General features: G+C 65.2%; 24 protein-coding genes and 2 tRNA genes. All 26 read right to left on the bottom strand.

The genetic code is table 11. The features are described from left to right. Positions 1–87 precede the first annotated feature (87 nt). A complete protein-coding gene (nusA, locus tag ACYVGE_RS15990) occupies positions 88–1575 on the bottom strand; it encodes a transcription termination factor NusA (RefSeq protein WP_460731058.1) in 1488 nt (495 codons plus the stop codon). 6 nt (positions 1576–1581) lie between these two features. Then, positions 1582–2166, bottom strand: coding sequence for a ribosome maturation factor RimP (gene rimP, locus ACYVGE_RS15985; protein WP_460731057.1), 585 nt, complete (start codon positions 2164–2166; stop codon positions 1582–1584). A 351-nt stretch (positions 2167–2517) separates the two neighbouring features. Next, positions 2518–2594 (bottom strand) — tRNA-Met (locus ACYVGE_RS15980). A 97-nt stretch (positions 2595–2691) separates the two neighbouring features. Beyond that, a complete protein-coding gene (gene nuoN / locus ACYVGE_RS15975) occupies positions 2692–4128 on the bottom strand; it encodes an NADH-quinone oxidoreductase subunit NuoN (protein WP_460731056.1) in 1437 nt (478 codons plus the stop codon). 40 nt (positions 4129–4168) lie between these two features. Further along, entirely contained in the window at positions 4169–5680 is a 1512-nt protein-coding gene (locus tag ACYVGE_RS15970; RefSeq protein ID WP_460731055.1) for an NADH-quinone oxidoreductase subunit M, read from the bottom strand. 16 nt (positions 5681–5696) lie between these two features. Then, entirely contained in the window at positions 5697–7856 is a 2160-nt protein-coding gene (gene nuoL / locus ACYVGE_RS15965) for an NADH-quinone oxidoreductase subunit L (RefSeq protein ID WP_460731054.1), read from the bottom strand. A 172-nt stretch (positions 7857–8028) separates the two neighbouring features. After that, a complete protein-coding gene (gene nuoK / locus ACYVGE_RS15960) occupies positions 8029–8352 on the bottom strand; it encodes an NADH-quinone oxidoreductase subunit NuoK (protein ID WP_310053218.1) in 324 nt (107 codons plus the stop codon). Then, the gene (locus tag ACYVGE_RS15955) at positions 8349–8975 is read right to left on the bottom strand and encodes an NADH-quinone oxidoreductase subunit J (protein WP_310053219.1); all 627 of its coding nucleotides are present in this window, start codon (positions 8973–8975) and stop codon (positions 8349–8351) included. The genes nuoK and ACYVGE_RS15955 overlap by 4 nt, the downstream gene beginning before the upstream one ends. 7 nt (positions 8976–8982) lie before the next feature. Further along, positions 8983–9471 carry an NADH-quinone oxidoreductase subunit NuoI gene (gene nuoI / locus ACYVGE_RS15950; RefSeq protein WP_457097390.1) on the bottom strand — a complete coding sequence of 163 codons (489 nt, stop codon included), beginning with the start codon at positions 9469–9471 and terminating at the stop codon, positions 8983–8985. Positions 9472–9478: 7 nt separating this feature from the next. Further along, positions 9479–10549, bottom strand: a complete 1071-nt coding sequence (gene nuoH / locus ACYVGE_RS15945; RefSeq protein WP_460731053.1) for an NADH-quinone oxidoreductase subunit NuoH — start codon at positions 10547–10549, stop codon at positions 9479–9481. Beyond that, entirely contained in the window at positions 10549–12780 is a 2232-nt protein-coding gene (nuoG, locus tag ACYVGE_RS15940) for an NADH-quinone oxidoreductase subunit NuoG (protein WP_460731052.1), read from the bottom strand. Before nuoG ends, nuoH begins: the two co-directional genes overlap by 1 nt. After that, entirely contained in the window at positions 12777–14144 is a 1368-nt protein-coding gene (nuoF, locus tag ACYVGE_RS15935) for an NADH-quinone oxidoreductase subunit NuoF (RefSeq protein ID WP_460731051.1), read from the bottom strand. The genes nuoG and nuoF overlap by 4 nt, the downstream gene beginning before the upstream one ends. An 11-nt stretch (positions 14145–14155) precedes the next feature. Further along, positions 14156–14683 carry an NADH-quinone oxidoreductase subunit NuoE gene (gene nuoE / locus ACYVGE_RS15930; RefSeq protein ID WP_460731050.1) on the bottom strand — a complete coding sequence of 176 codons (528 nt, stop codon included), beginning with the start codon at positions 14681–14683 and terminating at the stop codon, positions 14156–14158. Then, positions 14680–15975: an NADH-quinone oxidoreductase subunit D gene (locus ACYVGE_RS15925; protein ID WP_460731049.1), complete on the bottom strand. Its 1296-nt coding sequence runs from the start codon at positions 15973–15975 to the stop codon at positions 14680–14682. The genes nuoE and ACYVGE_RS15925 overlap by 4 nt, the downstream gene beginning before the upstream one ends. Then, positions 15972–16700: an NADH-quinone oxidoreductase subunit C gene (locus tag ACYVGE_RS15920; protein WP_460731048.1), complete on the bottom strand. Its 729-nt coding sequence runs from the start codon at positions 16698–16700 to the stop codon at positions 15972–15974. The genes ACYVGE_RS15925 and ACYVGE_RS15920 overlap by 4 nt, the downstream gene beginning before the upstream one ends. Position 16701: 1 nt before the next feature. Further along, positions 16702–17274: a NuoB/complex I 20 kDa subunit family protein gene (locus tag ACYVGE_RS15915; protein WP_310053230.1), complete on the bottom strand. Its 573-nt coding sequence runs from the start codon at positions 17272–17274 to the stop codon at positions 16702–16704. Further along, a complete protein-coding gene (locus ACYVGE_RS15910) occupies positions 17265–17621 on the bottom strand; it encodes an NADH-quinone oxidoreductase subunit A (RefSeq protein ID WP_310053851.1) in 357 nt (118 codons plus the stop codon). Before ACYVGE_RS15910 ends, ACYVGE_RS15915 begins: the two co-directional genes overlap by 10 nt. 111 nt (positions 17622–17732) lie before the next feature. After that, positions 17733–17817 (bottom strand) — tRNA-Leu (locus ACYVGE_RS15905). Between the two features lie 141 nt (positions 17818–17958). Further along, on the bottom strand, positions 17959–18441 hold the full coding sequence (gene secG, locus ACYVGE_RS15900; RefSeq protein ID WP_460731047.1) for a preprotein translocase subunit SecG: 483 nt from the start codon (positions 18439–18441) through the stop codon (positions 17959–17961). Positions 18442–18473: 32 nt separating this feature from the next. After that, positions 18474–19220 carry a triose-phosphate isomerase gene (gene tpiA, locus ACYVGE_RS15895; RefSeq protein WP_460731046.1) on the bottom strand — a complete coding sequence of 249 codons (747 nt, stop codon included), beginning with the start codon at positions 19218–19220 and terminating at the stop codon, positions 18474–18476. A gap of 128 nt (positions 19221–19348) precedes the next feature. Next, positions 19349–20302, bottom strand: coding sequence for an isopenicillin N synthase family dioxygenase (locus ACYVGE_RS15890; protein WP_460731045.1), 954 nt, complete (start codon positions 20300–20302; stop codon positions 19349–19351). A 24-nt stretch (positions 20303–20326) separates the two neighbouring features. Beyond that, positions 20327–21688, bottom strand: a complete 1362-nt coding sequence (gene glmM, locus ACYVGE_RS15885) for a phosphoglucosamine mutase (protein WP_460731044.1) — start codon at positions 21686–21688, stop codon at positions 20327–20329. Beyond that, complete coding sequence (gene accD, locus ACYVGE_RS15880) at positions 21685–22575, bottom strand: acetyl-CoA carboxylase, carboxyltransferase subunit beta (protein ID WP_310053235.1); 891 nt, start codon at positions 22573–22575, stop codon at positions 21685–21687. The genes glmM and accD overlap by 4 nt, the downstream gene beginning before the upstream one ends. A gap of 138 nt (positions 22576–22713) precedes the next feature. Beyond that, positions 22714–23505 carry a tryptophan synthase subunit alpha gene (trpA, locus tag ACYVGE_RS15875; protein WP_460731043.1) on the bottom strand — a complete coding sequence of 264 codons (792 nt, stop codon included), beginning with the start codon at positions 23503–23505 and terminating at the stop codon, positions 22714–22716. A 42-nt stretch (positions 23506–23547) separates the two neighbouring features. Then, positions 23548–24780: a tryptophan synthase subunit beta gene (gene trpB / locus ACYVGE_RS15870; RefSeq protein ID WP_460731042.1), complete on the bottom strand. Its 1233-nt coding sequence runs from the start codon at positions 24778–24780 to the stop codon at positions 23548–23550. 77 nt (positions 24781–24857) lie between these two features. Next, the gene (locus ACYVGE_RS15865; RefSeq protein WP_460731041.1) at positions 24858–25514 is read right to left on the bottom strand and encodes a phosphoribosylanthranilate isomerase; all 657 of its coding nucleotides are present in this window, start codon (positions 25512–25514) and stop codon (positions 24858–24860) included. Positions 25515–25541: the final 27 nt, after the last annotated feature.

Below are 25541 nucleotides of genomic sequence, written 5' to 3'. Positions count from 1 at the left end.
TGGCGCGGGACGTGTCCCGCGCATGATGGAGCGATTCTAACTTGTGGCTTCCGGACGTCCGTTAGGGCCGTCCCGGCCATCCCTGGGTTACTCGAACCAGTGCTTGCGCGCTTCCATGATCAGCGCCTTGGCACGGTCCTCGTCGACGCCTTCGATGTCCGTCAATTCGTCGGTGGCGAGGTCGGCGAGGTCGTCCCGCGTGATCACGCCGCGCGCGGCGAGCGTGTACGCAAGTTCCTCATCCATGCCTTCCAGCCCGAGCAGGTCGGCCGACGGCTGGTGCTCGTCGAGCTCCTCTTCGGCGGCAAGCGCTTCGTTGAGCAGCGAGTCGCGGGCGCGCGAACGCAGCTCCTCGACGATGTCCTCGTCGAAGCCCTCGACGGCGAGCAGCTCGCCGACCGGGACGTAGGCGATTTCCTCGACGGTGTTGAAGCCTTCCGACACCAGGATGCCGGCGATTTCCTCGTCGACTTCGAGCTTGTCCATGAACAGCTGGCGCGCGGTCGTCTGTTCGGCTTCCGACTTCGCCGTGACCTGGTCCTGCGTCATCACGTTGAGCTGCCACCCCGACAGGCGGCTGGCGAGGCGCACGTTCTGGCCGCCCTTGCCGATGGCCTGGGCCAGGCGGTCTTCGGCGACCGCGAGGTCCATCGAGTGCTTCTCTTCATCGACGATGATGGACTGCACTTCCGCCGGCGCCATGGCGTTGATGACGAACTGGGCCGGATTGTCCGACCACAGCACGATGTCGACGCGCTCGCCGTTGAGCTCGTTCGACACCGCCTGCACGCGCGAACCGCGCATGCCGATGCAGGCGCCGATCGGATCGGTGCGGTTGTCGTGCGCCTGCACGGCGATCTTGGCGCGGTCGCCCGGGTCGCGGGCGCAGGCCTTGATGGACACCAGGCCCTGGCCGACTTCCGGCACTTCGAGCTTGAACAGTTCCATCATGAATTCCGGGGCGGCGCGGCTGATGAACAGCTGCGGGCCACGCGGTTCGGTGCGCACATCGAACAGGTAGCCGCGGACGCGGTCGCCGGCGCGCAGCACGTCGCGCGGGATGCCCTTGTCCTTGGGGATGATCGCCTCGGCATTGCCGCCGAGGTCGACGTAGATATTGCCGCGCTCGGCGCGCTTGACGATGCCGGTCACGAGTTCGCCGACGCGATCCTTCCACGCGTCCACGACCTGCGCGCGCTCGGCTTCGCGCACGCGCTGCACGATCACCTGCTTGGCGGCCTGGGCGGCGATACGGCCGAACTCGGGGTTCTCGATCTGTTCTTCGATGTAGTCGCCGATCTCGACGCCTTCGGCTTCGTCGATGGCATCCATCATGCGGACCTGGCGGTCCGGCGACTCCATGACCACGTCGTCGGCCACGACTTCCCAGCGGCGGAAGGTTTCGTAGCTGCCGTCCTTCGAGTCGATCGCAACGCGCACCAGCACATCCTGGTCGTGATAGCGCTTCTTCGCGGCGGAGGCCAACGCGGCCTCGATCGCCTCGAAAATCACTTCGCGCGGCACGCCCTTTTCATTGGCTACCGCATCAACGACCAGCAACAGTTCCTTGCTCATCTTTGCTTACTCCGCACGAGACGGCTTCTTCGCCGCCGGCTTTTGGTTGGATTTCTTGTCTTTTGCCGGGGCTTTGCCCGGCTTGGTCTTTTCGGCGCTCAGGCCCAACGCGGCCCAATCTGGAACCAGGCGCGCCTTTTCGATGTTGTCCGCACGCACGACGAACTCGTTGCCGTCGACGTCGAACGTGATGCTCTCGCCCTCGACGCGCGCGATCCGGCCCTGCATGCGGCGGCGGCCGTCCTGCGGCAGGCGCAGCGCGACCTTGGCCGATTCCCCGGCGAAACGCGCGAATTGCGCGGCGCCGAACAATGGGCGGTCGATGCCGGGCGAAGACACTTCCAGCGTGTAGTGGCTGCTGATCGGGTCCTCGACATCGAGCTGCGCGGAGACCTCGCGGCTGACGGCTTCGCAGTCCTCGATGGTCACCGCACGCGGTTCGCCACCCGCCTCATCGGCCGGCACGTCGATGTACAGGCGCAGCATCGCGCCGCCCGGCGAGGGCAGGTATTCGGCGCCGAGCAGTTCGAGGCCCAGCGACGTTACCGTCGGACCCAGTAAAGCAGCGATTTCGTTGGCCTTGTCCGTCATGTCTTCCGTTGAAAGTCCCGCCAGGCGGGCCACTTGCAGGAGTGCGAAGAAACTGTGGTGCTTTGCGCGGAGCTGATCGGTAAACGCAGAATCAGGAAACGCAAAAACAACAAGGGGCCCGACGGGCCCCTTGTCCGTTACAACTGGATTTCGGTGCGGCGACCCGTTATTGGCGTCACCGCAAAGCCCGAGCCTTGCGACTAAAAAGAAAAGCCTCCTGAGAGGCCTTCCTCCAGCCGAAGCTGGTAGCGGGGGCTGGCTACGCCGGTTGGAAACCCGAGCCAGTCCGCATACCTCTACAACAACATCTGGTGCTGATACGGCCTGAGCAGTGAGCCGTATTTCTAACCTTGGTAGCGGGGGTAGGATTTGAACCTACGACCTTCGGGTTATGAGCCCGACGAGCTGCCAGACTGCTCCACCCCGCAGCAGGAGCGGAATTATGACGGCTTACGTATTTCCTTGCAAGCCGAAAGTTGAACAAATACCTGGGCTTCGCGAAAAGCCTTGGAAAACCAGTGCTTTTCAGATCGCGAACGCGTACTTGCACCAGGCCATGATCGGGTTCCAGGCGAAACCCAGCGCCAGCAGCGCCAGGGCATTGACGCCAAACACGATGCGTAGCGGACGGTCCATGTTGGGGGCATGCACTTCCCCCTGCGGCTCCTCGAAGTACATCGCCTTGACCACGCGCAGGTAATAGAACGCGCCGATCACCGCGAAGACGAGGCCCACCAGGCCCAGCCACCACATGCCGCCTTCGAACGCGGCGCGCAGCACGGCCAGCTTGGCCCAGAAGCCCAGGAACGGCGGGATACCGGCCAGCGAGGCCATGACGCACAGGATCAGGCCGGCCAGCCACGGACTGCGGGCGTTCAGGCCACGGTAGTCGTCGATGTTGTCGGCCTCGAAACCGCGCCCTGCCAGTACCACGATCGCGCCGAAGGCCGCGGCCGACATCACCGCGTAGCTGATCGCGTAGAAGAGCGCCGCCGCCATGCCCTGCGGTCCACCGCCGGCAAGGCCGAGGAACAGGAAGCCGACGTGCGACACCGTCGAGTACGCCAGCAGGCGCTTGAAGTTGCTCTGCACGAGCGCGCTCAGATTGCCGATCACGAGCGAAGCGACGGCCAGCGCCGCCAGCAGCAGGCGCCAGCGGTCATCCAGCGGACCGGCGCCGGTTACCAGCAGGCGATAGACCATGCCGAAATAGGCAAGCTTGGGCGCGGAGCCGATGAACAGCGTGATGGGGGTCGGTGCGCCGTGATAGACGTCGGGCAGCCACATATGGAAAGGCGCGGCACCGAACTTGAAGGCGATGCCGGCAACGGCAAATACCACGCCGGTGATGAGCAGCGTCGCCTGCGGGGTCGTGCCGGCCGCACCGATCGTGGCGAGGTCGAGCGAGCCGGTCGCACCGTAGATCAGCGACAGGCCGTACAGGACCAGGCCCGAGGCCAGCGAACCAAGCACGAAGTACTTGATGGCCGCTTCGGAGGCGATCGGGCTGTCGCGGTCGACGGCGACCAGTGCGTACGAGCACAGTGCCAGCATTTCCAGGCCGAGATACACCATCACCAGGCTGCCCGCCGACACCAGCAGCATCATGCCGGCGATCGCGAACAGCATCAGCACCGGAATCTCGCCCTGGTAGAGGTTGCGCTGGCGCAGGTACGGCCAGCCATAGACCAGGGCGAAGGCACTGACGCCGCAGATCGCCACCTTCATGACGTCGGCCGCGGTATCGCGCACGAACATGCCGTTGAGGACCGTGCCCTGCCCGCCCACGCCGGCCGCGATCATGGCGATCACCACCACCAGCGTCGCGATCGAAAGCACGTGCGTGATCACGCGCTGGCGCGAATCCAGGAACAGGTCGAGCATCAGCCAGGCGAATGCCGCGCCGACGAGCACCAGCTCGGGCAGCAGTGGCATCAGTTCGGCGGCGGTGGGCATGGTCATCTGCATGTCTGGATCTCTGGCGGCAGTCGCGCGACGCGCGTTACAGCTTGGAAGTGGCGATCTGGGTCGCGAGGTTGGCGATCGACGGTTCCATCAGATCGATCAGCGGCTTCGGGTAAACACCAAGTACCAGCACGCCGGCGGCGAAGACGCCCAGTACGATCGCTTCGCGGAAGTTGATGTCTTCCATCTCCGCTACGTGCGCGTTGCCGACTTCGCCCCAGATCACGCGCTTCACCAGCCACAGCGTGTAACCGGCGCCGACAATGAGCGTGGTGGCCGCGGCGAAGGCGATCAACGGGTGCTTCTGGAAGCTCGACAGGATCACCATGAACTCGCCGACGAAACCCGACGTGCCCGGCAGGCCCGAGTTGGCCATCGCGAACAGCACGAAGAACGTCGCGAACCACGGCATCACGTTCACCACGCCGCCGTAGTCCTTGATCATGCGGCTGTGCATCCGGTCATACAGGACGCCAACGCAGGTGAACATGGCGCCGGAGATGAAGCCGTGGCTGATCATCTGCACCATCGCGCCCTGCAGGCCGAGGCGCGCGGCATCGTAGTTGCCGTAGTCGCGCACCAGCGCGAAGGCGATGAACGTACCCAGGGTGACGAAGCCCATGTGCGAGACCGACGAGTACGCGATCAGCTTCTTCATGTCGTCCTGCACCAGCGCGACCAGGCCGACATAGATCACCGCGATCAGGCTCAGGGCGATCACGAACGTCGCCCAATCGGTACCGGCATCCGGCACGATCGGCAGGGTGAAGCGCAGGAAGCCGTATCCACCGATCTTCAGCATGATCGCGGCCAGGATCACCGAGCCGGCGGTCGGTGCCTCCACGTGCGCATCCGGCAACCATGTGTGGACCGGGAACATCGGCACCTTGACCGCGAACGCGGCGAGGAAGCCCCAGAAGATCCACATCTGTTCCTGGGCCGTCAGCTGCAGCGCGTACATGTCCGCGATCTGCCAGCTGCCGCCCTTCAGGTACATGTAGATCAGCGCGGCGAGCATGAACACCGAGCCGAGGAACGTATAGAGGAAGAACTTCACCGCCGCGTACACGCGGCGCGGGCCGCCCCAGACGCCGATGATCAGGAACATCGGAATCAGCATGGCCTCGAAGAAAACGTAGAACAGCATCGAGTCGAGCGCGGAGAACACGCCGATCATCAGCCCTTCGAGGATCAGGAACGAGGCGTAGTACTGGCTGACGCGCTTATCGACCGATCCCCACGCGGAGATCAGCACCAACAGCGAGGTCAGCGTGGTCAGGCCGATCAGCGCGACCGAGATGCCGTCCACGCCGAGGCTGTAGCGGATGTCGTAGGCGGGGATCCAGGCATGTTCTTCACCGAACTGCATGCCGGGATTGGGCTGGTCGAAGCCGGTGAACAGCAGGACGCTGGCCAGCAACGTCACCGCGGCGACGGCGAGGCCGAACCAGCGGGCAGAGTTCGCGCGCTCGTTGCCGAACGCGAGGGTGAGGAAGCCGCCGATGATGGGCAGCCAGATCAACAGGCTAAGCAAGGGCCAGGAAGTCACGTTGCGAGGTCCTTAATCAGCGCCAGTAACGGATGAGAACGGCCAACGAAGCAATCAGGCCGAGGATCATCGCGAAAGCGTAGTGGTAGAGGTAACCGGTTTGGCCGCGCCGGACGACGCGGGCGGTGAGGTCGGTGATGCGGGCGCTGGCGTTGACCGCGCCGTCGATCACGTTGGTGTCGAACCAGCGCGAGAACTTGCCGACGAGGACGCCGCCACCGGCGAAGCCGTTGATCCACAGCGTGTCCATGCCGTACTTCTCTTCAAGCACGCGCACGGGCCATGCGAGGGCCTTGCGAGCCTTGGCTGGCAACTCCGGCTTCCACAGGTACATCACCGTGGCCAGGAGGAACCCGGAGAAGGCCAGGATGAACGGCCACTGCAGGAATCCGTGCAGCGCCATGGCCACCGGACCGTGGAACTCTTCCGCCACCTTGCCGACCGTATCCTGCGCCGCGGGAACATCGATCGCCCCCAGGAAGAACCGCGCCTGCTCGGCATGGCCGAGCATGTCGGTGCCGAACAGCATCGGACCGACGGTGACGAAGCCGATCAGGATCGACGGGATCGCCAGCAGGACCAGCGGCAGCGTCACCACCCACGGCGATTCGTGCGGCGTATGCGCATGATCGTCATGGCCATGGTCGTCGTGGCCGCCGTGGGCCTCGTGCTCAAGCGCAAGCGCGTCTTCATGCTCGGTCGAATCCGCTTCCGGCGCCACGTAATGATCCGGCACCGGATCGTGGAAGTGCTCCTTCCCGTGGAAGGTCATGTACAGCAGGCGGAAGCTGTAGAACGAAGTCACGAAGGCGCCCAGCAGCACGGCCCAGTAACCGTAGGTCGCCACCCAGTTGTGCGCTTCATGCGCATGCTCGGCCGCGGCCTCGATGATCGTGTCCTTCGAGTAGAAGCCACTGAAGAACGGCGTGCCGACCAGGGCCAGCGTGCCGATCAGCATGGTGATGTAGGTGATGGGCATGTACTTCTTCAGGCCACCCATCCGACGCATGTCCTGCTCGTGGTGCATGCCGATGATCACCGAGCCGGCACCCAGGAACAGCAGCGCCTTGAAGAAGGCATGGGTCATCAGGTGGTAGACCGCGGCCGAATACGCCGAGACGCCGAGCGCGACGGTCATGTAGCCCAGCTGCGACAGCGTCGAATACGCGATCACGCGCTTGATGTCGTTCTGCACGACGCCGATCAGGCCCGTCCAGAACGCCGTCGTGGCGCCGATGAACAACACGAAGTTCAGAGCGGTCTCGCTCAGCTGGAACAGCGGCGACATGCGCGCGACCATGAAGATGCCGGCGGTGACCATCGTCGCTGCGTGGATCAGCGCGGAGATCGGGGTCGGGCCTTCCATCGAGTCGGGCAGCCACACATGCAGCGGCACCTGGGCCGACTTGCCCATGGCGCCGATGAACAGGCAGATGCAGATCAGCGTGATGACCGACCACTCCCAGGGAGAGGTCAATACCCAGGTCTTGCCGAATACATCGAGCGCACCCGACCAGATGACCGTGAGCTTCGAGGCGATCTCCGGATCGCCTGCTTTCGCGAATACCGTGGCGTAGTCGAGGGTGCCGAACCAGAGCAGCACGCCAGCGATGCCTAGCAGGAAGCCGAAGTCGCCCACGCGGTTGACCAGGAACGCCTTGAGATTGGCGAACACCGCCGTCGGGCGCTTGAACCAGAAGCCGATCAGCAGGTAGGAGACCAGGCCCACCGCTTCCCAGCCGAAGAACAGCTGCAGGAAGTTGTTGCTCATCACGAGCATCAACATGGAGAAGGTGAACAGCGAGATGTAGCTGAAGAAGCGCTGGTAGCCCGGGTCTTCTTCCATGTAGCCGATGGTGTAGACGTGCACCAGCAGCGAAACGAAGGTCACCACGACCATCATCATCGCGGTCAGCTTGTCGATCATGAAGCCGACGTGCGCATCGATGCCGCCGACCTGGAACCAGGTGTAGACGTTCTCGTTGAACGGGGCGGCACCCTGCCCGACCAGTTGCCAGAGGACGTACATCGACAGCGCGCAGCTGATCGCGACGCCGCCGATGGTGACGGTGTGCGCCCCGGCGCGGCCGATGCGGCGGCCGAACAGCCCGGCGAGGATCGCACCCAGCAGGGGTGCGAGCACGATGATCAGCAGATGGGTTTTGGAGATTGCCATTTGTTATCCGTTGATCGAACCGTAAAGCGCGGATCGTTAGCGTTTTTGTTTTTGCGGCTATTGCTTTGTTGCTGCCATCCATGGCGAGGCCGGGCGGGCTTTCGGATAGCCCTGCCCGGACTTCCTGTCCGGGCGTTCGCGTCCCGCGCGGCATGCCGCGCAAGCGGGACGCTCACCCCTTCAACGAATCGATCTGGGTGACGTTGATGGTGCGTCGATTGCGGAACAGCGTGACCAGGATCGCCAGGCCGATCGCGGCTTCCGCAGCGGCCACGGTCAGGATGAAGAACACGAACACCTGCCCGGCCGGATCGCCAAACTGGCGCGAAAATGCAACGAAGTTGATGTTGACGGCGAGCAGCATCAGCTCGATCGACATCAGCAGGATGATCACGTTCTTGCGGTTGAGCACGATGCCCGCAACGCTGATGCAGAACAGCGCGGCACCGAGCGCAAGGTAGTGGCCCAGGGCCACGCCTTCACCAAGTAGGGTCATGGCTGCACCTCTTCGCCAGTGGCCGGAGCTTGCGGCTTCACGGCGTCCATCTTGACCATGCGGATGCGGTCGGCCGCGCGGACGCGGGCCTGCTCCGAAGGGTTCTGGTGCCGCGCACCCGGCCGGCGACGCAGGGTGAGCATGACAGCGGCGATCACCGCAATCGTCAGGATCACCGCGGCCACTTCGAACGGCAGCATGAAATCCGTGAACAGCGCGCGCGCCAACCAGGTGGTGTTGGGGACATCCGCGACGTTGTCGGCGAAAGGCGTGGCGCTCGCCGCCCTGACGCCGATCAGGGTCAGCATTTCCGCCAGCATGACCACGGCAACGATGAGTCCCAGCGGCAGGTACCGGACGAAGCCTTCGCGCAATGGCGCGACGTCGAGGTCCAGCATCATCACCACGAACAGGAACAGGACCATCACCGCGCCGACATAGACCAGGACCAGCGCGATGCCGAGGAATTCGGCGCCGGAGATGATCCAGGTGCAGGCGACGGAGAAGAAAGTCAGCACCAGGCACAGCGCGGAATGCACCGGGTTGCGGACGGTGATCACGCCCAGCGCCGCCATGGTGGCCATGGCGGCAAAGGCGAGGAATGCGATTTTCACGAAATCCATGGCGGCCTCAGCGGAACGCGGCGTCGGTGGCGCGACGCTCGGCGATTTCGGCTTCGAGCCGGTCGCCGATCGCCAGCAGCTGCGGCTTGGTGACGATGTTCTGGCCGCGCTTCTCGAAGTGATACTCGTGGATGTGCGTCTCCACGATCGAATCGACCGGGCAGGACTCCTCACAGAACCCGCAGAAGATGCACTTGAACAGATCGATGTCGTAACGCGTGGTGCGGCGGGTGCCGTCTGCACGCTTTTCAGAATCGATGGTGATCGCCAGCGCGGGGCACACGGCCTCGCACAGCTTGCAGGCGATGCACCGCTCCTCCCCGTTCGGGTAACGGCGCAGCGCATGGATGCCGCGGAAGCGCGGCGACTGCGGCGTCTTCTCCATCGGGTACATCAGCGTGTACTTCGGCTTGAACAGGTACTTGAGCGTCAGCCCAAGGCCCTGCAGCAGCTCGACGAGCAGAAGACTCTTGAAATAGGAAACGATGCGAGTCATGCCTTTCTCACTGCCCCGGCGTGAACACGTTGAAGTACGCCAGCAGCGCGGTGACGCAGATCCACGCGATGGTCAGCGGAATGAACACCTTCCAGCCCAGGCGCATGATCTGGTCGAAGCGGTAGCGCGGGAACGATGCGCGGAACCAGATGAAGCAGCTGGCGAAGAAGAACACCTTGGCCAGCAGCCACCACCAGCCGTCCACCGACAACAGCGGGATGCCGAGGCCCTGGAACGGGCTGAGCCAGCCGCCTACGAAGAAGATCGAGACCAGGAAGCTGATCAGGATCATGTTCGCGTATTCGGCGAGGAAGAACAGCGCGAATGCCGAACCCGAATATTCGACCATGTGGCCGGCGACGATTTCCGACTCGCCTTCGACCACGTCGAACGGAGCGCGGTTGGTTTCGGCCACGCCCGAGATGAAATACACCACGAACAACGGCAGCAGCGGCCACATGAACCACTCGAACGCGCCAGCGTCGCCCGCCTGCGCCATGACGATGTCGGTGAGGTTGAGGCTGCCCGCCGCGATCAGCACGCCGACCATGGCGAAGCCCATCGCGATCTCGTAGGAGACCATCTGCGCCGCGGCCCGCATGGCGCCGAGGAAGGCGTACTTCGAGTTCGAAGCCCAACCAGCGAGGATGATGCCGTACACGCCCATCGAGGTCATGGCGAGCAGGTACAGCAGACCCGCATTAGCGTTCGACAGCACGAGCTTGGCATCGAACGGCACCACCGCCCAGGCGGCGAACGCGGGCGCCAGCGCCAGCAGCGGCGCGAACTTGAACAGGAACGGCTGCGCGCGCGTCGGCTGGATGACTTCCTTGAACAACAGCTTGAACACGTCGGCGAAGGCCTGGAGGATGCCCTTGCCCACGTACATCGGACCGCGACGCACGTGCATCCAGCCGATCAGCTTGCGTTCCCACACCACGTAGAACGCGACCGTGATGATCACCGGCATGGCGATCAGCAGGACCTTGAGCACGATCCAGGCGACGTTGCCGCCCGCGCCGAAGGCGAGCATCCAATCGCGGAAAGTATCGACAGCCTGAAACATACCGTCTGACATCACGCCCTCCCCGCCTGCACGCGGCCCGCACCCAGCGGTGCGGTGGCGCCGTGACCGCTTTCGATCCACACCGTGCCGCGCGCGACCTTGTCGCTGATGACCACCGGCAACGTTGCGGTGCCCGCCGTGGCGGTGAACTTGCCGACCACGCCTTCGCGGAAACCGAGCGCATCGGCGTCGGCCGGATGGAGTGCGGCATGCGGCTCGACGTTGAGCGGATGCGATTGCAGGCTGGCCGCGCGGCGCACGACGGCGTCGCTGCGGTAGATCGCGGTGCTCACGGCCAGCTCGAGGCCTTCGCCCGTGACAACCGTCGCCTGCCCGGCGACAGGTTGCATGTCCTGGCGATGCACGCCGGCACGCAGGCCGGCGAGGTCGGTGAATTCAAAACCCGCAACAGCGAGTTCGCCGCCCAGGGCGCGCAGCACGCGCCAGCCGGCGCGCGCATCACCCGGCAACTTGCCGCCGGCCACCGTCGCCTGGTCGAGGCCTTCCAGGTTGGTCAGGGTCGCTTCGATCTCAGGCAGCGCGCCGATCGGCAGGATCACGTCGGCCACCGCACGCGTGGAGCGGCAGGCGAAATGGCTGAACGCTACGACCTGGGCCGAAGCCAGCGCCTTGTTGGCTGTGGCGGTGTCGGCGAAATCCAGGCCCGGTTCGATGCCAAAGATCACGTATGCCGAACGCGGCTGCGCCAGCATCGCCTGCGCATCGCGCGAGCGCGGCAGCACGCCGTGCTTCGACAGACCGACGGCGTTGGCGCCCTGCGGGATGCGACACACGCGGGCGTTGGTCGTTGTAGCCAGTTCGGCCGCCGCCTTGCGGATAGCCGCTGCGTACGGGCTGTTCTCGGCGACACCGCCGACGATGACGACGGCGCGCGTCGCATCCTTCAGCGCATCGCGCAGGCCGGCGTCGGCCAGCGCCGCGGCGATCTGCGACGGGGCAACGATGCGGCTGCTCGCGGCCTTGAAGGTGAAATCGAAGTCGACCGGGTTGACGACATGCACCTTGGCGCCGCGCGTCCACGCCTTGCGCACGCGGGCGTGCAGCAGCGGGACTTCATGGCGCAGGTTGCTGCCGACGATCACGATCGCATCGGCGTTGCTCAGATCGGCGACCGGCATGCCGAAGGTTTCGGCGACGGCGGCGTCGGACAGATCGCGCTGCGAGATGCGGTGGTCAATGTTGCCGGTGCCCAGGGCTTCGGCGAGGCGGGCCAGCAGTGCGCCCTCTTCGTTCGACGTGGCCGGGTGGACCAGCACGCCGAGATTGTCGGCGCCGTTGTCGCGCAGGATCTGCGCAGCCTTGGCCAATGCCTCGTCCCACGAAGCTTCACGGAAATCGGCGCCGTCCTTGATCAGCGGCTTGGTCGCACGGTCGGCCGCGTACAGGCCCTGGTGCGAATAGCGATCGCGATCCGACAGCCAGCATTCGTTGACTGCTTCGTTGTCGCGGGGCACCGTGCGCAGCACTTCGCCGCGGCGCACGTGCAGGAACAGGTTGCTGCCCAACGCGTCGTGGTAGCCCAGCGATTCGCGCGCGGTCAGTTCCCACGGACGCGCCTTGAACTGGAATACCTTGTTGGTCAGCGCGCCCACCGGGCAGACGTCGATGACGTTGCCGGACAGCTCGGTCGTCAGCGGCTTGCCGTCGTAGGTGCCGATCTGCAGGTTCTCGCCGCGGTACATGCCGCCCAGTTCATAGGTGCCGGCGATGTCCGCGGTGAAGCGCACGCAGCGCGTGCACTGGATGCAGCGGGTCATCTCGGTGGCGACCAGCGGACCGATGTCCTCGTCCGGAACCACGCGCTTGCGCTCGGCGAAGCGGCTGACCGAACGGCCGTAACCCAGCGACAGGTCCTGCAGCTCGCACTCGCCGCCCTGGTCGCAGATCGGGCAGTCGAGCGGATGGTTGATCAGCAGGAACTCCATGACGTTGCGCTGCGACTTCAACGCCTTTTCGCTGCGCGTGACGACCTTCATGCCTTCCATCACCGGCGTGGCGCAGGCCGGCGCCGGCTTGGGCATCTTCTCGACTTCGACCAGGCACATGCGGCAGTTGGCCGCGATGGCGAGCTTGTCGTGGTAGCAGAAGCGCGGAATGGCGATGCCGGCCTTGTCGGCGGCCTGGATGATCATCGAGCCCTTGGGCGCCGTCATCGGCACGCCATCGATCTCGATCGAGACGTGGTCCGGCGGAACGTTCGGGTTGACGGGCTGTGCGCTCATGCGGCCACCTTCTCTACGACAGTGCCGGCGCGCTGATCGTCGACCAGGAAACGCTTGTTCACGATCGCGTACTCGAACTCATCCCAGAAATGACGCAGGAAGCCCTGCACGGGCCAAGCCGCGGCTTCACCAAACGCGCAGATGGTGTGGCCTTCGATCTGGCCGGCGGCGGCGCGCAGCATTTGCAGATCTTCCAGCGTCGCCTGCTTCTCGACGATGCGCGTCAGCATGCGGTACATCCAGCCGGTCCCTTCGCGGCACGGCGTGCACTGGCCACAGCTTTCCTTGAAATAGAAGCGCGCGATGCGCTGGCAGGCGCGCACCATGCAGGCGGTTTCATCCATCACGATGACCGCGCCCGAGCCCAGCCCGGAACCGGCCTTCTGGATCGAGTCGTAATCCATGGTCAGGCCCAGCATGGTCTCGCCCGGCAGCACCGGCATCGAGGAGCCACCGGGGATGACCGCCTTGATCTTGTGGCCGTTGCGGATGCCACCGGCCAGTTGCAACAGGTCGGCGAACGGCGTGCCCAGGCGGATCTCGTAATTGCCCGGACGGGCGACATGGCCCGACACCGAGAAGATCTTCGGGCCACCGTTGTTCGGCTTGCCCAGGTTGAGGAACCAGTCCGCACCGTTGCGGATGATCGCCGGCACCGACGCATAGGTCTCGGTGTTGTTGATCGTGGTCGGCTTGCCGTACAGGCCGAAGTTGGCCGGGAACGGTGGCTTGTAGCGCGGCTGGCCCTTCTTTCCTTCCAGCGATTCCATCAGCGCGGTTTCTTCGCCGCAGATGTAAGCGCCCGCGCCGAGCGCGTTGTACATGTCGACGTCCACGCCGGAGCCGAGGATGTTCTTGCCCAGCCAGCCATTCTTGTAGGCCTCGGCGAGCGCTTCCTCGAGGTGCTCGAACGGCTCGTGGTGGAACTCGCCGCGCAGGTAGTTGTACGCCACGGTCGAACCGGTCGCGTAGCAGGCGATCGCCATGCCTTCGATCACCGCATGCGGGTTGTAGCGCAGGATGTCGCGGTCCTTGGCGGTGCCCGGCTCGGACTCGTCCGAGTTGCACAGGATGTACTTCTGCGTGCCCGAACCCTTGGGCATGAAGCTCCACTTCAGGCCGGTCGGAAAGCCCGCGCCACCGCGGCCGCGCAGGCCGGACTGCTTGACCATCTCGATGACGGCGGCAGGATCCATCTTCTCGCTGAGGATCTTGCGCCAGGCGCTGTAGCCACCCGTCTTCAGGTAGTTCTCGTACGACCAGGGCTTGTCGAAGTGCAGCGTCGTGTAGACGACGTTGTGCTCCTGCGGGACAGGACCGACCGGGCCGTGCGGCTCTGAATGGCTATGGTCTTGATGTGCCATGTCGTGCGGTCTCACTTCAACTCGTCGAGGAGTTCCTCGACGCGCTTGGCGTCGAGCTTCTCGTGGTAATGCCCGTTGATCACCACCACCGGCGCGCCACAGCAGGCGGCGACGCACTCTTCCTCGCGCTTGAGGTAGATGCGGCCATCGGCGGTGGATTCACCCAGCTTGCAACCGAGCTTCTGCTCGGCGTGGCGAACGAGGTCTTCGGCGCCGTTGAGCCAGCAGCTGATGTTGGTGCAGAAGGCGACATTGTTGCGGCCGACCTTTTCGGTCTCGAACATCGAGTAGAACGAGGCGACTTCGTAGGCCCATACCGGCGGCAGATCGAGGTACTTGGCGACGGCAGCGATGAGTTCATCGCTCAGCCAACCGCCATTCTGTTCCTGCGCCGCATGCAGACCCTGCAGCACGGCCGAACGCTTACGGTCCGCCGGGAACTTGCTCAGCCAGTGGTCGATGTGGGCACGCGTCTTGTCCGACAGCACGACCATCGGGTCGACGTTGCGCGCGTTTTCGAAATTGCCAGTGGCTTTCATCGATCGATCTCACCAAACACGACGTCGTAGGTACCGATCATCGCCACCACGTCGGCCAGCATGTGGCCCCTGACGATCTCGTCCATCGACGACAGGTGCGCAAAACCCGGCGCACGCAGTTTGCAACGGAACGGCTTGTTGGCGCCGTCGGAAACCAGGTAGCAGCCGAACTCGCCCTTGGGCGCTTCCACCGCGGCGTAGGTTTCGCCGGCTGGTACGCAATAGCCCTCGGAGAACAGCTTGAAGTGGTGGATCAGGGCTTCCATGTCGTCCTTCATCTCTTCGCGCCTGGGCGGCGCGACCTTGAAGTTGTCGACGATCACGGGGCCAGGATTGGCCTTCAGCCACTTCACGCACTGCTGGATGATGCGGTTGGACTGGCGCATCTCTGCGACGCGGACCAGGTAGCGGTCGTAGCAATCGCCGGCAACGCCGACCGGAATGTCGAAATCGACTTCCGCGTACTTGGCGTACGGCTGCTTCTTGCGCAGGTCCCAGGCAAGGCCGGAGCCGCGGACCATCGGACCCGTCATGCCCCATGCCATCGCCTGCTCCGGCGACACCACGCCGATGCCGACGGTGCGCTGCTTCCAGATGCGGTTGTCGGTCAGCAGCGTCTCGTACTCGTCGACGCGCTTGGGGAAGTCCTCGGTGAAGCGCTCGAGGTAGTCCAGCAGCGAGCCTTCACGCCATTCGTTGAAGCGCTTGAGGCTGGCGCCCTTGCGCCACGGCGATTCCTTGTACTTCGACATGCGCTCGGGCAGGTCGCGGTAGACGCCGCCCGGGCGGTAGTAAGTCGCGTGCATGCGCGCGCCGGAGACCGCTTCGTAGCAGTCCATCAGCTCTTCGCGCTCGCGGAACGCATACAGGAACACCGCCATCGCGCCGAGATCGAGCGCATTCGAACCCACCCACATCAGGTGGTTCAGGATGCGCGTGATCTCGTCGAACATCGTGCGGATCCACTGCGCCCGCTCCGGCGCTTCGATGCCGAGCAACGTCTCGATCGCACGCACGTAGGCGTGCTCGTTGCACATCATCGACACGTAGTCCAGGCGATCCATGTAGCCGATCGACTGGTTGAACGGCTTGGACTCGGCGAGCTTCTCGGTGCCGCGATGGAGCAGGCCGATGTGCGGATCGGCGCGCTGCACGACTTCGCCGTCCATCTCGAGGATGAGGCGGAGCACGCCGTGCGCCGCCGGATGCTGCGGACCGAAATTCAGCGTGTAGCTACGGATCTCGGCATTCAGCAGGCCCGAGCCGTTGGAATTCGAAGGCACGGCGCTCACTTCTTCACCTCGCCACGCTGGGCAGCCTCGCCCGCAGCGGTTTCATAGCGCGCGTCGTCGCGGATCACGCGCGGCACGAGCACGCGCGGCTCGATCGACACGGGTTCGTAGACGACGCGCTTCTTCTCGGCGTCGTAGCGGACTTCGACGTTGCCGATCAGCGGGAAATCCTTGCGGAACGGATACCCGACGAAACCGTAGTCGGTCAGGATGCGGCGCAGGTCGGGATGGCCCTCGAACACGATGCCGTACAGATCGAAGGCTTCGCGCTCGAACCAGTTCGTGCCCGGCCACACCGAGGTCAGCGAGGACACGACCGGAAGGTCGTCGTTCTCGGCGAACGTGCGCAGGCGCAGGCGCTGGTTGTGCTGGTAGGACAGCAGGTGCGCGACGGCGGCGAAGCGACGCTCCGGTGAATTGGCGGCGCCATTGGGCGACTCGCCCCAGGCGAAACGACCCGCGCCCTTGCCTTCCACGCCTCGGGAGAAACCCTCGGAGGACACGTCGGTGTCCCATTCGTCGCTGCCGTAGCTCAGGTAGTCGACGCCACTGACGTCGACGCACTGCTCGAAGCCAAACTCGTCGCGCAGTGCCAGCGCGGCTGCGAGCCAGGCGCCGGCGGCGACGTCGATCGTGATTTCGCCGCGCGGTTCCGCAACGGAAACCATCGCGTCCGCGAAGCGGGAACGCAGGCGATCGGCAAGTGCGGATGCGGTCGCGGTCATCTCAGCGCACACCCTGCTTGTTGTCGCCGAAGTTGGTGCCGCGGCGGATCTTCTTCTGCAACTGCAGGATGCCGTAGATCAGTGCTTCGGCGGTCGGCGGGCAACCCGGCACGTAGATGTCGACCGGCACGATGCGGTCGCAACCGCGCACGACGGCGTACGAGTAGTGGTAGTAACCGCCGCCGTTGGCGCACGAGCCCATGGAGATCACCCACTTCGGGTCGGGCATCTGGTCGTAGACCTTGCGCAGTGCCGGGGCCATCTTGTTGACTAGGGTGCCGGCCACGATCATCACGTCGGACTGGCGCGGCGACGGACGGAACACGACGCCGTAGCGATCAAGGTCCAGGCGCGCGGCGCCGGCGTGCATCATCTCGACCGCACAGCAGGCCAGGCCAAAGGTCATCGGCCACATCGAACCGGTACGTGCCCAGTTCCACAGCGTGTCGAGGTTGGTGGTGACGAAGCCCTGCTGCATCACCGGGTTCTGGTCTTCGGGCAGCAGCAGGTCGTCCAGCCGCCCTTCCGGCAGCGGATTGTGCATCAGGCCCGAAATAGTCTGGATCACTCCCATTCGAGCGCGCCCTTCTTCCACACGTAGACGAAACCGATCACCAGGAGGGCGAGGAACACGCCCATCTCGACCAGGCCAAAGATCCCAAGATCACGGAACACCAGCGCCCATGGAAAGACGAACGCGATTTCCAGGTCGAAGACGATGAACAGGATGGCGATGAGGTAGTAGCGCACGTCGAACTGCATGCGCGCGTCCTCGAATGCAGCGAAGCCGCACTCGTAGGGCGAGAGCTTCTCGACGCTGGGACGCTGCGGGCCGAGCAGGCGGCCCACTACCAGCAGGGCGACGCCGATGCCACCGGCGACGATCAGGAACAGCAGGGTCGGCAGGTATTCGGCCAGCACTCGCGTTCTCTCGGCTATGGCCGCGTTGCCGCGGCGTTGGCTCGGCATCTGGGTGCCGTTGTTGGCTCATACCGAAGGGGCCGCACTTCCGTGCGAACCCCTTCAGAAGACTGGTGCCCAAGGGGGGACTCGAACCCCCACGACCTAAGTCGCTACCACCTCAAGGTAGTGCGTCTACCAATTCCGCCACCTGGGCTGAAACGTTTTGGCCTTCCCGGCCGCTTCCCGTACTTGCAGACCGGGTTGCTTCCGATCTTTGCCGAAACTTCGGCGCCGACCGGCACCCGGCGATCCGTGCCGGGCTGGAAAGATGCTTATGGTACCGCGTTTGCTGCGATCAACCGCCAGAGGACGGCTGTGCCGGAACTGGCTTTTGCTGCGTGGCCGGCTCGGAATTCGCCGGCGGCGGCGCACTGGGCGCGCTGCTTGCGGGAGCGGCGGGAGCCGTCGATGCGGGCGGCGTCGAGGCCGGAGCGGCCGGAACCGGAGCGGGCGCCGCCGGAACGGTCGCGCCACCCGAGGCCGGAGCCGCCGGCACCTGCGACATCAGACCCTTTTCCTGGGTCGTCGCCGCAGCGCCTGCGCCACTGCTGTGGCCGGCATTCCAGGCCATGAACAGGCTGATCACGAAGAAAGCAACGGCGAGCCACTTCGTCGACTTCGACAGGAAGTTGGAGGCGCCGCGCGAACCGAACACGGTGCCCGACGCGCCCGCACCGAACCCCGAGCCCGCCTGCGCACCCGCGCCGCGTTGCATGAGGATCAGCGCGATCATCGCGATCGCGATCAGCACATAGATGACGTTGAGGAACAACAGCATCGTGGGGGAACTCTTGAGTAAACCGGTTGAAATCAGGCCGCCGCAGCAACGATGGCATTGAAGTCGGCGGCGGCCAGGGAGGCCCCGCCTACCAGGCCACCATCGACGTCCGGCTGCGAAAACAGCGCGGCCGCGTTGTCGGCCTTCACGCTACCGCCGTACAGGATCGGTAGCGAGCCAGCAATTCTAGCATCGTATTGCGAGATTTCGCCACGGATGAATGCGTGGACTTCCTGCGCCTGCTCCGGCGTGGCCGTGCGGCCGGTACCGATCGCCCAGACCGGCTCGTACGCGATGATGGCGCCCTGTACCGCCGCGGCTCCATGTTCGAGGATTGGAGCGAGCTGCTCCTCCAGCCGCCATTCCATCTGGCCATTCTCACGTTCGCTCAGTGTCTCCCCGACACACAGGATCGGCACGAGCCCGGCCGCCTTGGCGGCGAAGAACTTGCGCGCCACCACCGCGCTGCTCTCGTGGTGGTGCTGCCGGCGCTCGGAATGTCCGACCAGGCCATAGCGCGCGCCCACGTCGACAAGCATGGCCGCCGAAACTTCCCCGGTGTGCGCCCCCTTCTGGTTCGCGCTGACGTCCTGCGCGCCAAACTGCAGCCCACGCCCCTGGTAACGATCGACAAGCTCGCCTATGTAGGGCAACGGCGGCAGGATGATGCGCTCCACGCCGGCCGGCGCATCCACAGCCGCGACGGCATCGAGGAGCTCGAGGGCGAACTTGCGGTCGCCATGCAGCTTCCAGTTTCCGGCAACGATCTTGCGGCGCATCGGCAAATTCCATTACAGCGGTGCCGCGCAGTCTAGCGCGGCGGAGATTGGGGAAATGCTGCGTCCTCGCGGTTGGCCATGAACGGCAAGGCCAACGCATGCAGCGGTGGAGTGACCGGGATCGATCGTTACTTCAGCTTGATCTCGGCCAGGCGCTCTTCGAGGTAACCGTGCGCCGTGATCGGCTCCGGGTACCGGCTCGGGTTATCCGGCGTGATGCACGAGGGCAGCACGTCGATCACGAAATCCGGATTCGGATGCAGGAAGAACGGCGTCGAATAGCGTGGCTGGCGCGCCTTGTCACCCGGCGGATTGACCACGCGATGCGTGGTTGACGGGTACACGTGGTTGGTGAGGCGCTGCAGCATGTCGCCGATGTTGACCACGATCGTGTCCGCGTCGGCGGTGAACGGCACCCACTCACCCTTGCGCGACTTCACTTCCAACCCCTCCGAACTGGCCCCGACCAGCAGCGTGATCAGGTTGATGTCCTCGTGCGCGCCGGCACGGACGTTGGGGATGTCGCCGGTGGTGATCGGCGGGTAGTGGATCGGACGCAGGATGGAATTGCCGTAGTCGGTCTTGTCGGCGAAGTAGTTTTCCGGCAAGCCAATGTGCAGCGCGAGCGCGCTGAGCACGCGCGACCCCAACTGGTCCAGCGCCTCGTAGAGGCCGTAGGCGTATTCGCGGAACCCGGCGATTTCCTCCGGCCACAGGTTCGGCGGCATCACGCCCGCATGCTTCGAATCGCGGGGGATTTCGCGGCCGACGTGCCAGAACTCCTTGAGGTCGAAGTACTTGGAATCCTTGGCGGTCTCGATGCCGAACGGCGTATAGCCGCGCGCGCCACCGCCGCCCGGGACGTGGTATTTGCGCTTCACGTCTTCCGGCAATGCGAAGAAGCGCTTGAATACGTCGTAGGAACCGTCGATCAGGGACTGCGGGATGCCGTGGTTGCGGATGCCGGCGAAACCCCACTCACGATAGGACGCACCGAGTTCGGTGACGAAAGCTTCGCGGTCGCTGCTGTTGGACGGCGCGGTAAAACGACGTATGTCTAGGGTCGGAATCTGCGACGCCATGGTCCTGCTCTCGATGTGTTTTATCTATTGCGCGGCCGCGCGCACGGCGTCGGCCAGCGCATCCAGCGTGCCTTGCATCAACGCCGCATCGTCGGCTTCGACCGTCACGCGGACGACCGGCTCCGTACCCGAGGGACGCAGGAACGCGCGGCCACGACCGGCAACCGCGGCCTGCGCGTTCGCCAGCGCCGCCTGCACCGAAGGCGCTTCCACCGGCATGGTGGCGCCGACGGCGTAACGCACGTTGATGGTCCGCTGCGGCACCCGCTCCAGCCCCTGCACGGCGTCGCGCAGCGAAATGCCCCGCCGGCGCAGCGTTTCCAGTACCTGCAAGGCGCTGACGATGCCGTCACCGGTGCCACTACGATCCAGGCACAGCATGTGGCCCGACGCCTCTCCACCGAGCACTCCACCATTCGCCACCAGTTGCTGGTGCACATAGCGGTCGCCGACCTTGGCGCGGATGAAGTCGATGCCCTCGCGCTGCAGCGCACGCTCCAGGCCATAGTTGGTCATCAGCGTGCCGACCACCGGACCGGCAAGGCGGCCGCTGAGCTTCCAGTCGCGCGCCAGCACATACAACAGGTCGTCGCCGTCGCGCACGACACCGTCGCCATCGACGAACATCACCCGGTCGCCGTCGCCATCGAAGGCGATGCCGAGGTCGGCACCGGTTTCGCGCACGCGGGCCGCCAGGGTATCCGGGTACGTAGAGCCGACGCCGTCATTGATGTTCAGGCCATTGGGATCGATGCCGATCGCATCGACGCGCGCACCCAACTCGCGCAGCACCAGCGGGCCGAGCTGGTAGGTCGCGCCATTGGCGCAATCCATGGCGATGCGCATGCCCCCGAGGTCGAATCCCTTGGGAACCGAATTCTTGCAATGTTCCACATAGCGGCCGAGGGCATCGCGCGTACGCACAGCCTTGCCGAGCTGCTCGGATGAGACCGTGTGGAATGGCTGTTCCAGCGCGGCCTCGATGGCCAGCTCGGTGTCGTCGTCCAGCTTCTCGCCTTCGGCGGAGAAGAACTTGATGCCGTTGTCGTAGTGCGGATTGTGCGAGGCGGAAATCACGATGCCGCCGTCCGCGCGCATCGAATGGGTCAGGTGCGCGACGGCAGGCGTCGGCATCGGGCCCATCAGCTGCACATCGACGCCCGCCGCGACGAGGCCGGCCTCCAGGGCCGCTTCGAACATGTAGTTCGAAATGCGCGTGTCCTTGCCGATGATCACCTGCGGCTTGCGCCAGTCGCGGTGGCCTTCGTAAGCCTTGGTCAGTGCATGACCGTATGCGTTGCCCAGGCGCAGGACGAAGTCCGCCGAGATCGCGCCTTCGCCGACGCGGCCACGGATGCCATCGGTCCCGAAGTACTTGCGGCTCAAGCAACGACCTCGCTGTCGTCCTGCGGCATCGGCTGTTTCATCATCAATGCGAGCAGGTGCGCCAGGCGGTCGCGCATTTCGCGACGGTCGCAGATCTGGTCCACGGCACCGTGTTCGACGAGGAATTCGGAACGCTGGAAGCCTTCGGGCAGCTTCTCGCGGACGGTCTGCTCGATCACGCGCGGACCGGCGAACCCGATCAGGGCTTCGGGCTCGGCCATGTTGATGTCGCCGAGCATCGCGAACGATGCCGACACACCGCCGGTAGTCGGATGGGTCATCACCGAGATGTACGGCAGGCCCTTGGCGCGCAGGCGGGCCAGCGCGGCCGAAGTCTTTGCCATCTGCATCAATGAGAACAGGCTTTCCTGCATGCGCGCACCGCCACTGGCGGAAAAGCACACGAAGGGACAACCGATGTCGGCGGCGCGTTCGGCGGCCAGGGTGAAACGTTCGCCCACCACCGACCCCATCGAGCCGCCCATGTAGGCGAAGTCGAACGACGCGGCGACCAGGTCGCGGCCCTTGAGCTTGCCCTGCATGGCGATCAGCGCATCGCGCTCGCCAGTGGATTTCTGCGCGGCCTTGATGCGATCGGAATACTTCTTCTGGTCCTTGAACTTCAGCACGTCGGTCGGGCCGAGTTCGGCGCCGATTTCGCTGGTGCCGTCAGGATCGAACAGCGAAGCCAGCCGCGCGCGGGCCCGGATCGGCATGTGGAAGGCGCACTTCGGGCAGACCTCGAGGTTTTCCTCGAGCTCGGGGCGATACAGCACGACGCCGCAGCGATCGCACTTCTCCCAGAGGCCCTCGGGCACGCTGCGACGCTTGGCCGCGCCGGATTCGGTCCGGATGCCGGAGGGCATGAGTTTCTTCAGCCAGGACATGCGTTGCGTATTCCCCTGTTCAGGCACTAATGGCGAACGATCAGTTTACCGCGAGCCGGGCCTTGCCCGCTTGGGGCGGGTTTTCGGGGCGAACGTGGCGAAAATCCCGGGGATAGGCCAGGAATCCCGTGCGCCGCCCTAGCGGTCCAGCGCCGAGCGCAGCGGCAGCAGGAACTCGCCGGCCCGGGTGGCCGGGTCGCTGGCGCCATCGAGCGCCGCGACCAGTGCGCTGCCGACGACGACCCCGTCGGCTCCGGATGCCATGGCCCGCGCCGAAGCGGCGTCCTTGATACCGAAACCGGCCACCACCGGCACGGCGCTGTGGCCGCGGATCGCGTGCAGGCGTTCGGTGGCCACCGAGGTGTCGAGGCGGTCGGCCCCGGTCACGCCGGCGAAGCTGACGTAGTAGAGATAGCCGCTCGCCTGCTCGCCCAGGAGCGCCAGGCGTGCATCGCTGGTGGTGGGCGCGGCCAGCAGGATCAGGGTCAGGCCCTCCCGGGCAAAGGCGCTGCGGAATTCCGCCGCCTCTTCCGGCGGCAGGTCGACCAGCAGCACCCCGTCCACCCCGGCGGTAACCGCCTGCTGGGCGAAGCGGCTGGCACCACGGATCTCGATGGGATTGAGGTAGCCCATCAGCACGACCGGGGTTTCGGCGTCGCGCTCGCGAAAGCTGCGCACGCATTCGAGCACGTACGACAGGCCCGCACCGCGGCCCAGGGCGCGTTCGGAGCTGCGCTGGATGGTCGGACCGTCGGCCATCGGATCGGAAAACGGCACGCCCAGTTCGATCACGTCGGCGCCCGCGGCAGTCAGCGCATGCATCACCGGCACGGTCGCCTCAAGCGAGGGGTCACCCGCGGTGAAGAAGGGAATCAGCGCCTTGCGGCCTTCGGCCTTCAGTCTGGCGAAGCGGGTATCGATGCGATTCATCGGTGTCGTCGGATTGGATTGGCGTCGGTGCAATGACCGGAACTAGAACGTGATGCCTTCACGGCCGGCGATCGTGTGCACATCCTTGTCGCCGCGACCGGACAGGTTGCACAGCACGATCGCGTCCTTCGGCATGTCGCGCGCGAGCTTCATGGCCTGGGCGATCGCATGGCTGGACTCCAATGCCGGCAGGATGCCTTCGGTGCGTGCGAGCTGGTGGAATGCCGCGAGCGCCTCGTCATCGGTCACGCCAACGTACTCGGCGCGGCCGGTGTCCTTGAGGAATGCGTGTTCCGGACCCACGCCCGGATAGTCGAGACCCGCCGATATCGAGTGCGTCTCGATGATCTGTCCGTCATCGTCGCAAAGGACATAGGTGCGGTTGCCATGCAGCACGCCCGGGCGGCCTGCGGCCAATGACGCCGCGTGGTGACCGGTGGCGATGCCCTCGCCCGCCGCCTCGGCGCCGACGATGCGCACGTCGCGATCATTGAGAAAGGCGTGGAAGATGCCGATCGCATTGCTGCCTCCGCCGACGCAGGCCGTCACGACATCAGGCAGGCGTCCATGTTCGGCCAGCATCTGCGCGCGCGCCTCGCGACCGACCACGGCATTGAAATCGCGGACCATGCGCGGGTACGGGTCGGGGCCGGCGACGGTGCCGATGATGTAGAACGTGTCCTGCACGTTCGTCACCCAATCACGCATCGCTTCGTTGAGCGCGTCCTTGAGCGTGGCCGAGCCGCTGGTCACCGGCACTACCGTCGCACCCAGCAGTTTCATGCGGTAGACGTTGATCTTCTGGCGCTCGATGTCGGTGGCGCCCATGTAGACCACGCATTCCAGGCCGAGCCGGGCCGCGACCGTGGCAGACGCGACGCCGTGCTGGCCCGCGCCGGTCTCCGCGATGATCCGGGTCTTGCCCATGCGGCTGGCGAGCAGTGCCTGGCCGATGGTGTTGTTGATCTTGTGCGCGCCGGTGTGGTTCAGGTCCTCGCGCTTGAGCAGGATGCGCGCGCCGCCGACTTCGCGGCTGAGGCGCTCGGCGAAATAGATCGGGCTCGGACGGCCGACGTAATGCGCCAGGTCCGCTTCGAACGCGGCGATGAAGGCCGGATCGACCCGCGCCTCGTCGTACGCCCGGGCGAGTTCCTCCAGCGGGCCGATCAGTGTTTCTGCGACGAAGCGGCCACCGAAGCGGCCGAAGTGGCCGGCGGCATCGGGGTAGGCATGGAAGTCGGTGACGGAATCGACGGCGGGGGTTTCAGCGGACATCGGCACAAACCAGGCGGGGGCATCGCCATTGCGGCGATGGGCCGCCAGTCTAGTGCAACGCGGAACCGGCAGACGGCCTATTCGTGATGACAATCCGCGCGGCGGACTTCCTCGACGAAGTGCCGCATGCGGTCGCCGTCCTTCAGGCCGGGCGAAAGCTCGATTCCGCTGGAGACGTCGACGCCCCATGGCCGCGTGACGATCACGGCATCGAAAACGTTTTCGGGTGCCAGCCCACCTGCGAGCAACCATGGCTTGCCCGGATCCGACGGGATGCGCGACCAGTCGAAGGTCTTGCCGCTCCCGCCCTCCCCGCCCGGCGAATGACTGTCGAACAGGAACCCCGCAGCACTCGGATAACGCGCCCGGAGCGGTTTCGCGGCGGCCTGGCCTTCATCGCCTCCCATCGCCACCGCCTTGATGTACGGGACGCCAAAGCCACGGCAGAACGAATCGTCCTCGTCACCGTGGAACTGCAGCAGCGTCGGGCGCACGTGGCGCACGATGTCGCGCACTTCCTCCTGCGGATTGTCGCGGAACAAGGCCACTGAATCGACGAATGGCGCCAGCGCGGAACGCATCGCGCGGGCTTCTTCCGGCTCGACGCGGCGCTTGCTCTGGTGCGAAAACACGAAGCCGACTGCGTCCACGCCCAGTTCGCTGGCCAGGCGCACGTCGCCTGCGCGGGTCAGGCCACAGAACTTGATGCGGGTGCGGAAGAAGTTCGGCTTCACGGCTTCACTCCAGTTCGATTGAGAGCA

The sequence above is a fragment of the Lysobacter rhizosphaerae genome, assembly GCF_054779795.1.
Note: the sequence above shows the minus strand (reverse complement) of the source record. Positions and strands in the feature narration are given on the sequence as shown.

Bases quoted from the DNA above. Each gene is read 5' to 3' on its own strand.
- nusA (WP_460731058.1), bottom strand. From the start codon at position 1,575: ATGAGCAAGGAACTGTTGCTGGTCGTTGATGCGGTAGCCAATGAAAAG.
- rimP (WP_460731057.1), bottom strand. From the start codon at position 2,166: ATGACGGACAAGGCCAACGAAATCGCTGCTTTACTGGGTCCGACGGTA.
- nuoN (WP_460731056.1), bottom strand. From the start codon at position 4,128: ATGACCATGCCCACCGCCGCCGAACTGATGCCACTGCTGCCCGAGCTG.
- nuoL (WP_460731054.1), bottom strand. From the start codon at position 7,856: ATGGCAATCTCCAAAACCCATCTGCTGATCATCGTGCTCGCACCCCTG.
- nuoK (WP_310053218.1), bottom strand. From the start codon at position 8,352: ATGACCCTACTTGGTGAAGGCGTGGCCCTGGGCCACTACCTTGCGCTC.
- ACYVGE_RS15955 (WP_310053219.1), bottom strand. From the start codon at position 8,975: ATGGATTTCGTGAAAATCGCATTCCTCGCCTTTGCCGCCATGGCCACC.
- nuoI (WP_457097390.1), bottom strand. From the start codon at position 9,471: ATGACTCGCATCGTTTCCTATTTCAAGAGTCTTCTGCTCGTCGAGCTG.
- nuoH (WP_460731053.1), bottom strand. From the start codon at position 10,549: ATGTCAGACGGTATGTTTCAGGCTGTCGATACTTTCCGCGATTGGATG.
- nuoG (WP_460731052.1), bottom strand. From the start codon at position 12,780: ATGAGCGCACAGCCCGTCAACCCGAACGTTCCGCCGGACCACGTCTCG.
- nuoF (WP_460731051.1), bottom strand. From the start codon at position 14,144: ATGGCACATCAAGACCATAGCCATTCAGAGCCGCACGGCCCGGTCGGT.
- nuoE (WP_460731050.1), bottom strand. From the start codon at position 14,683: ATGAAAGCCACTGGCAATTTCGAAAACGCGCGCAACGTCGACCCGATG.
- ACYVGE_RS15920 (WP_460731048.1), bottom strand. From the start codon at position 16,700: ATGACCGCGACCGCATCCGCACTTGCCGATCGCCTGCGTTCCCGCTTC.
- ACYVGE_RS15915 (WP_310053230.1), bottom strand. From the start codon at position 17,274: ATGGGAGTGATCCAGACTATTTCGGGCCTGATGCACAATCCGCTGCCG.
- secG (WP_460731047.1), bottom strand. From the start codon at position 18,441: ATGCTGTTGTTCCTCAACGTCATCTATGTGCTGATCGCGATCGCGATG.
- tpiA (WP_460731046.1), bottom strand. From the start codon at position 19,220: ATGCGCCGCAAGATCGTTGCCGGAAACTGGAAGCTGCATGGCGACCGC.
- ACYVGE_RS15890 (WP_460731045.1), bottom strand. From the start codon at position 20,302: ATGGCGTCGCAGATTCCGACCCTAGACATACGTCGTTTTACCGCGCCG.
- accD (WP_310053235.1), bottom strand. From the start codon at position 22,575: ATGTCCTGGCTGAAGAAACTCATGCCCTCCGGCATCCGGACCGAATCC.
- trpA (WP_460731043.1), bottom strand. From the start codon at position 23,505: ATGAATCGCATCGATACCCGCTTCGCCAGACTGAAGGCCGAAGGCCGC.
- trpB (WP_460731042.1), bottom strand. From the start codon at position 24,780: ATGTCCGCTGAAACCCCCGCCGTCGATTCCGTCACCGACTTCCATGCC.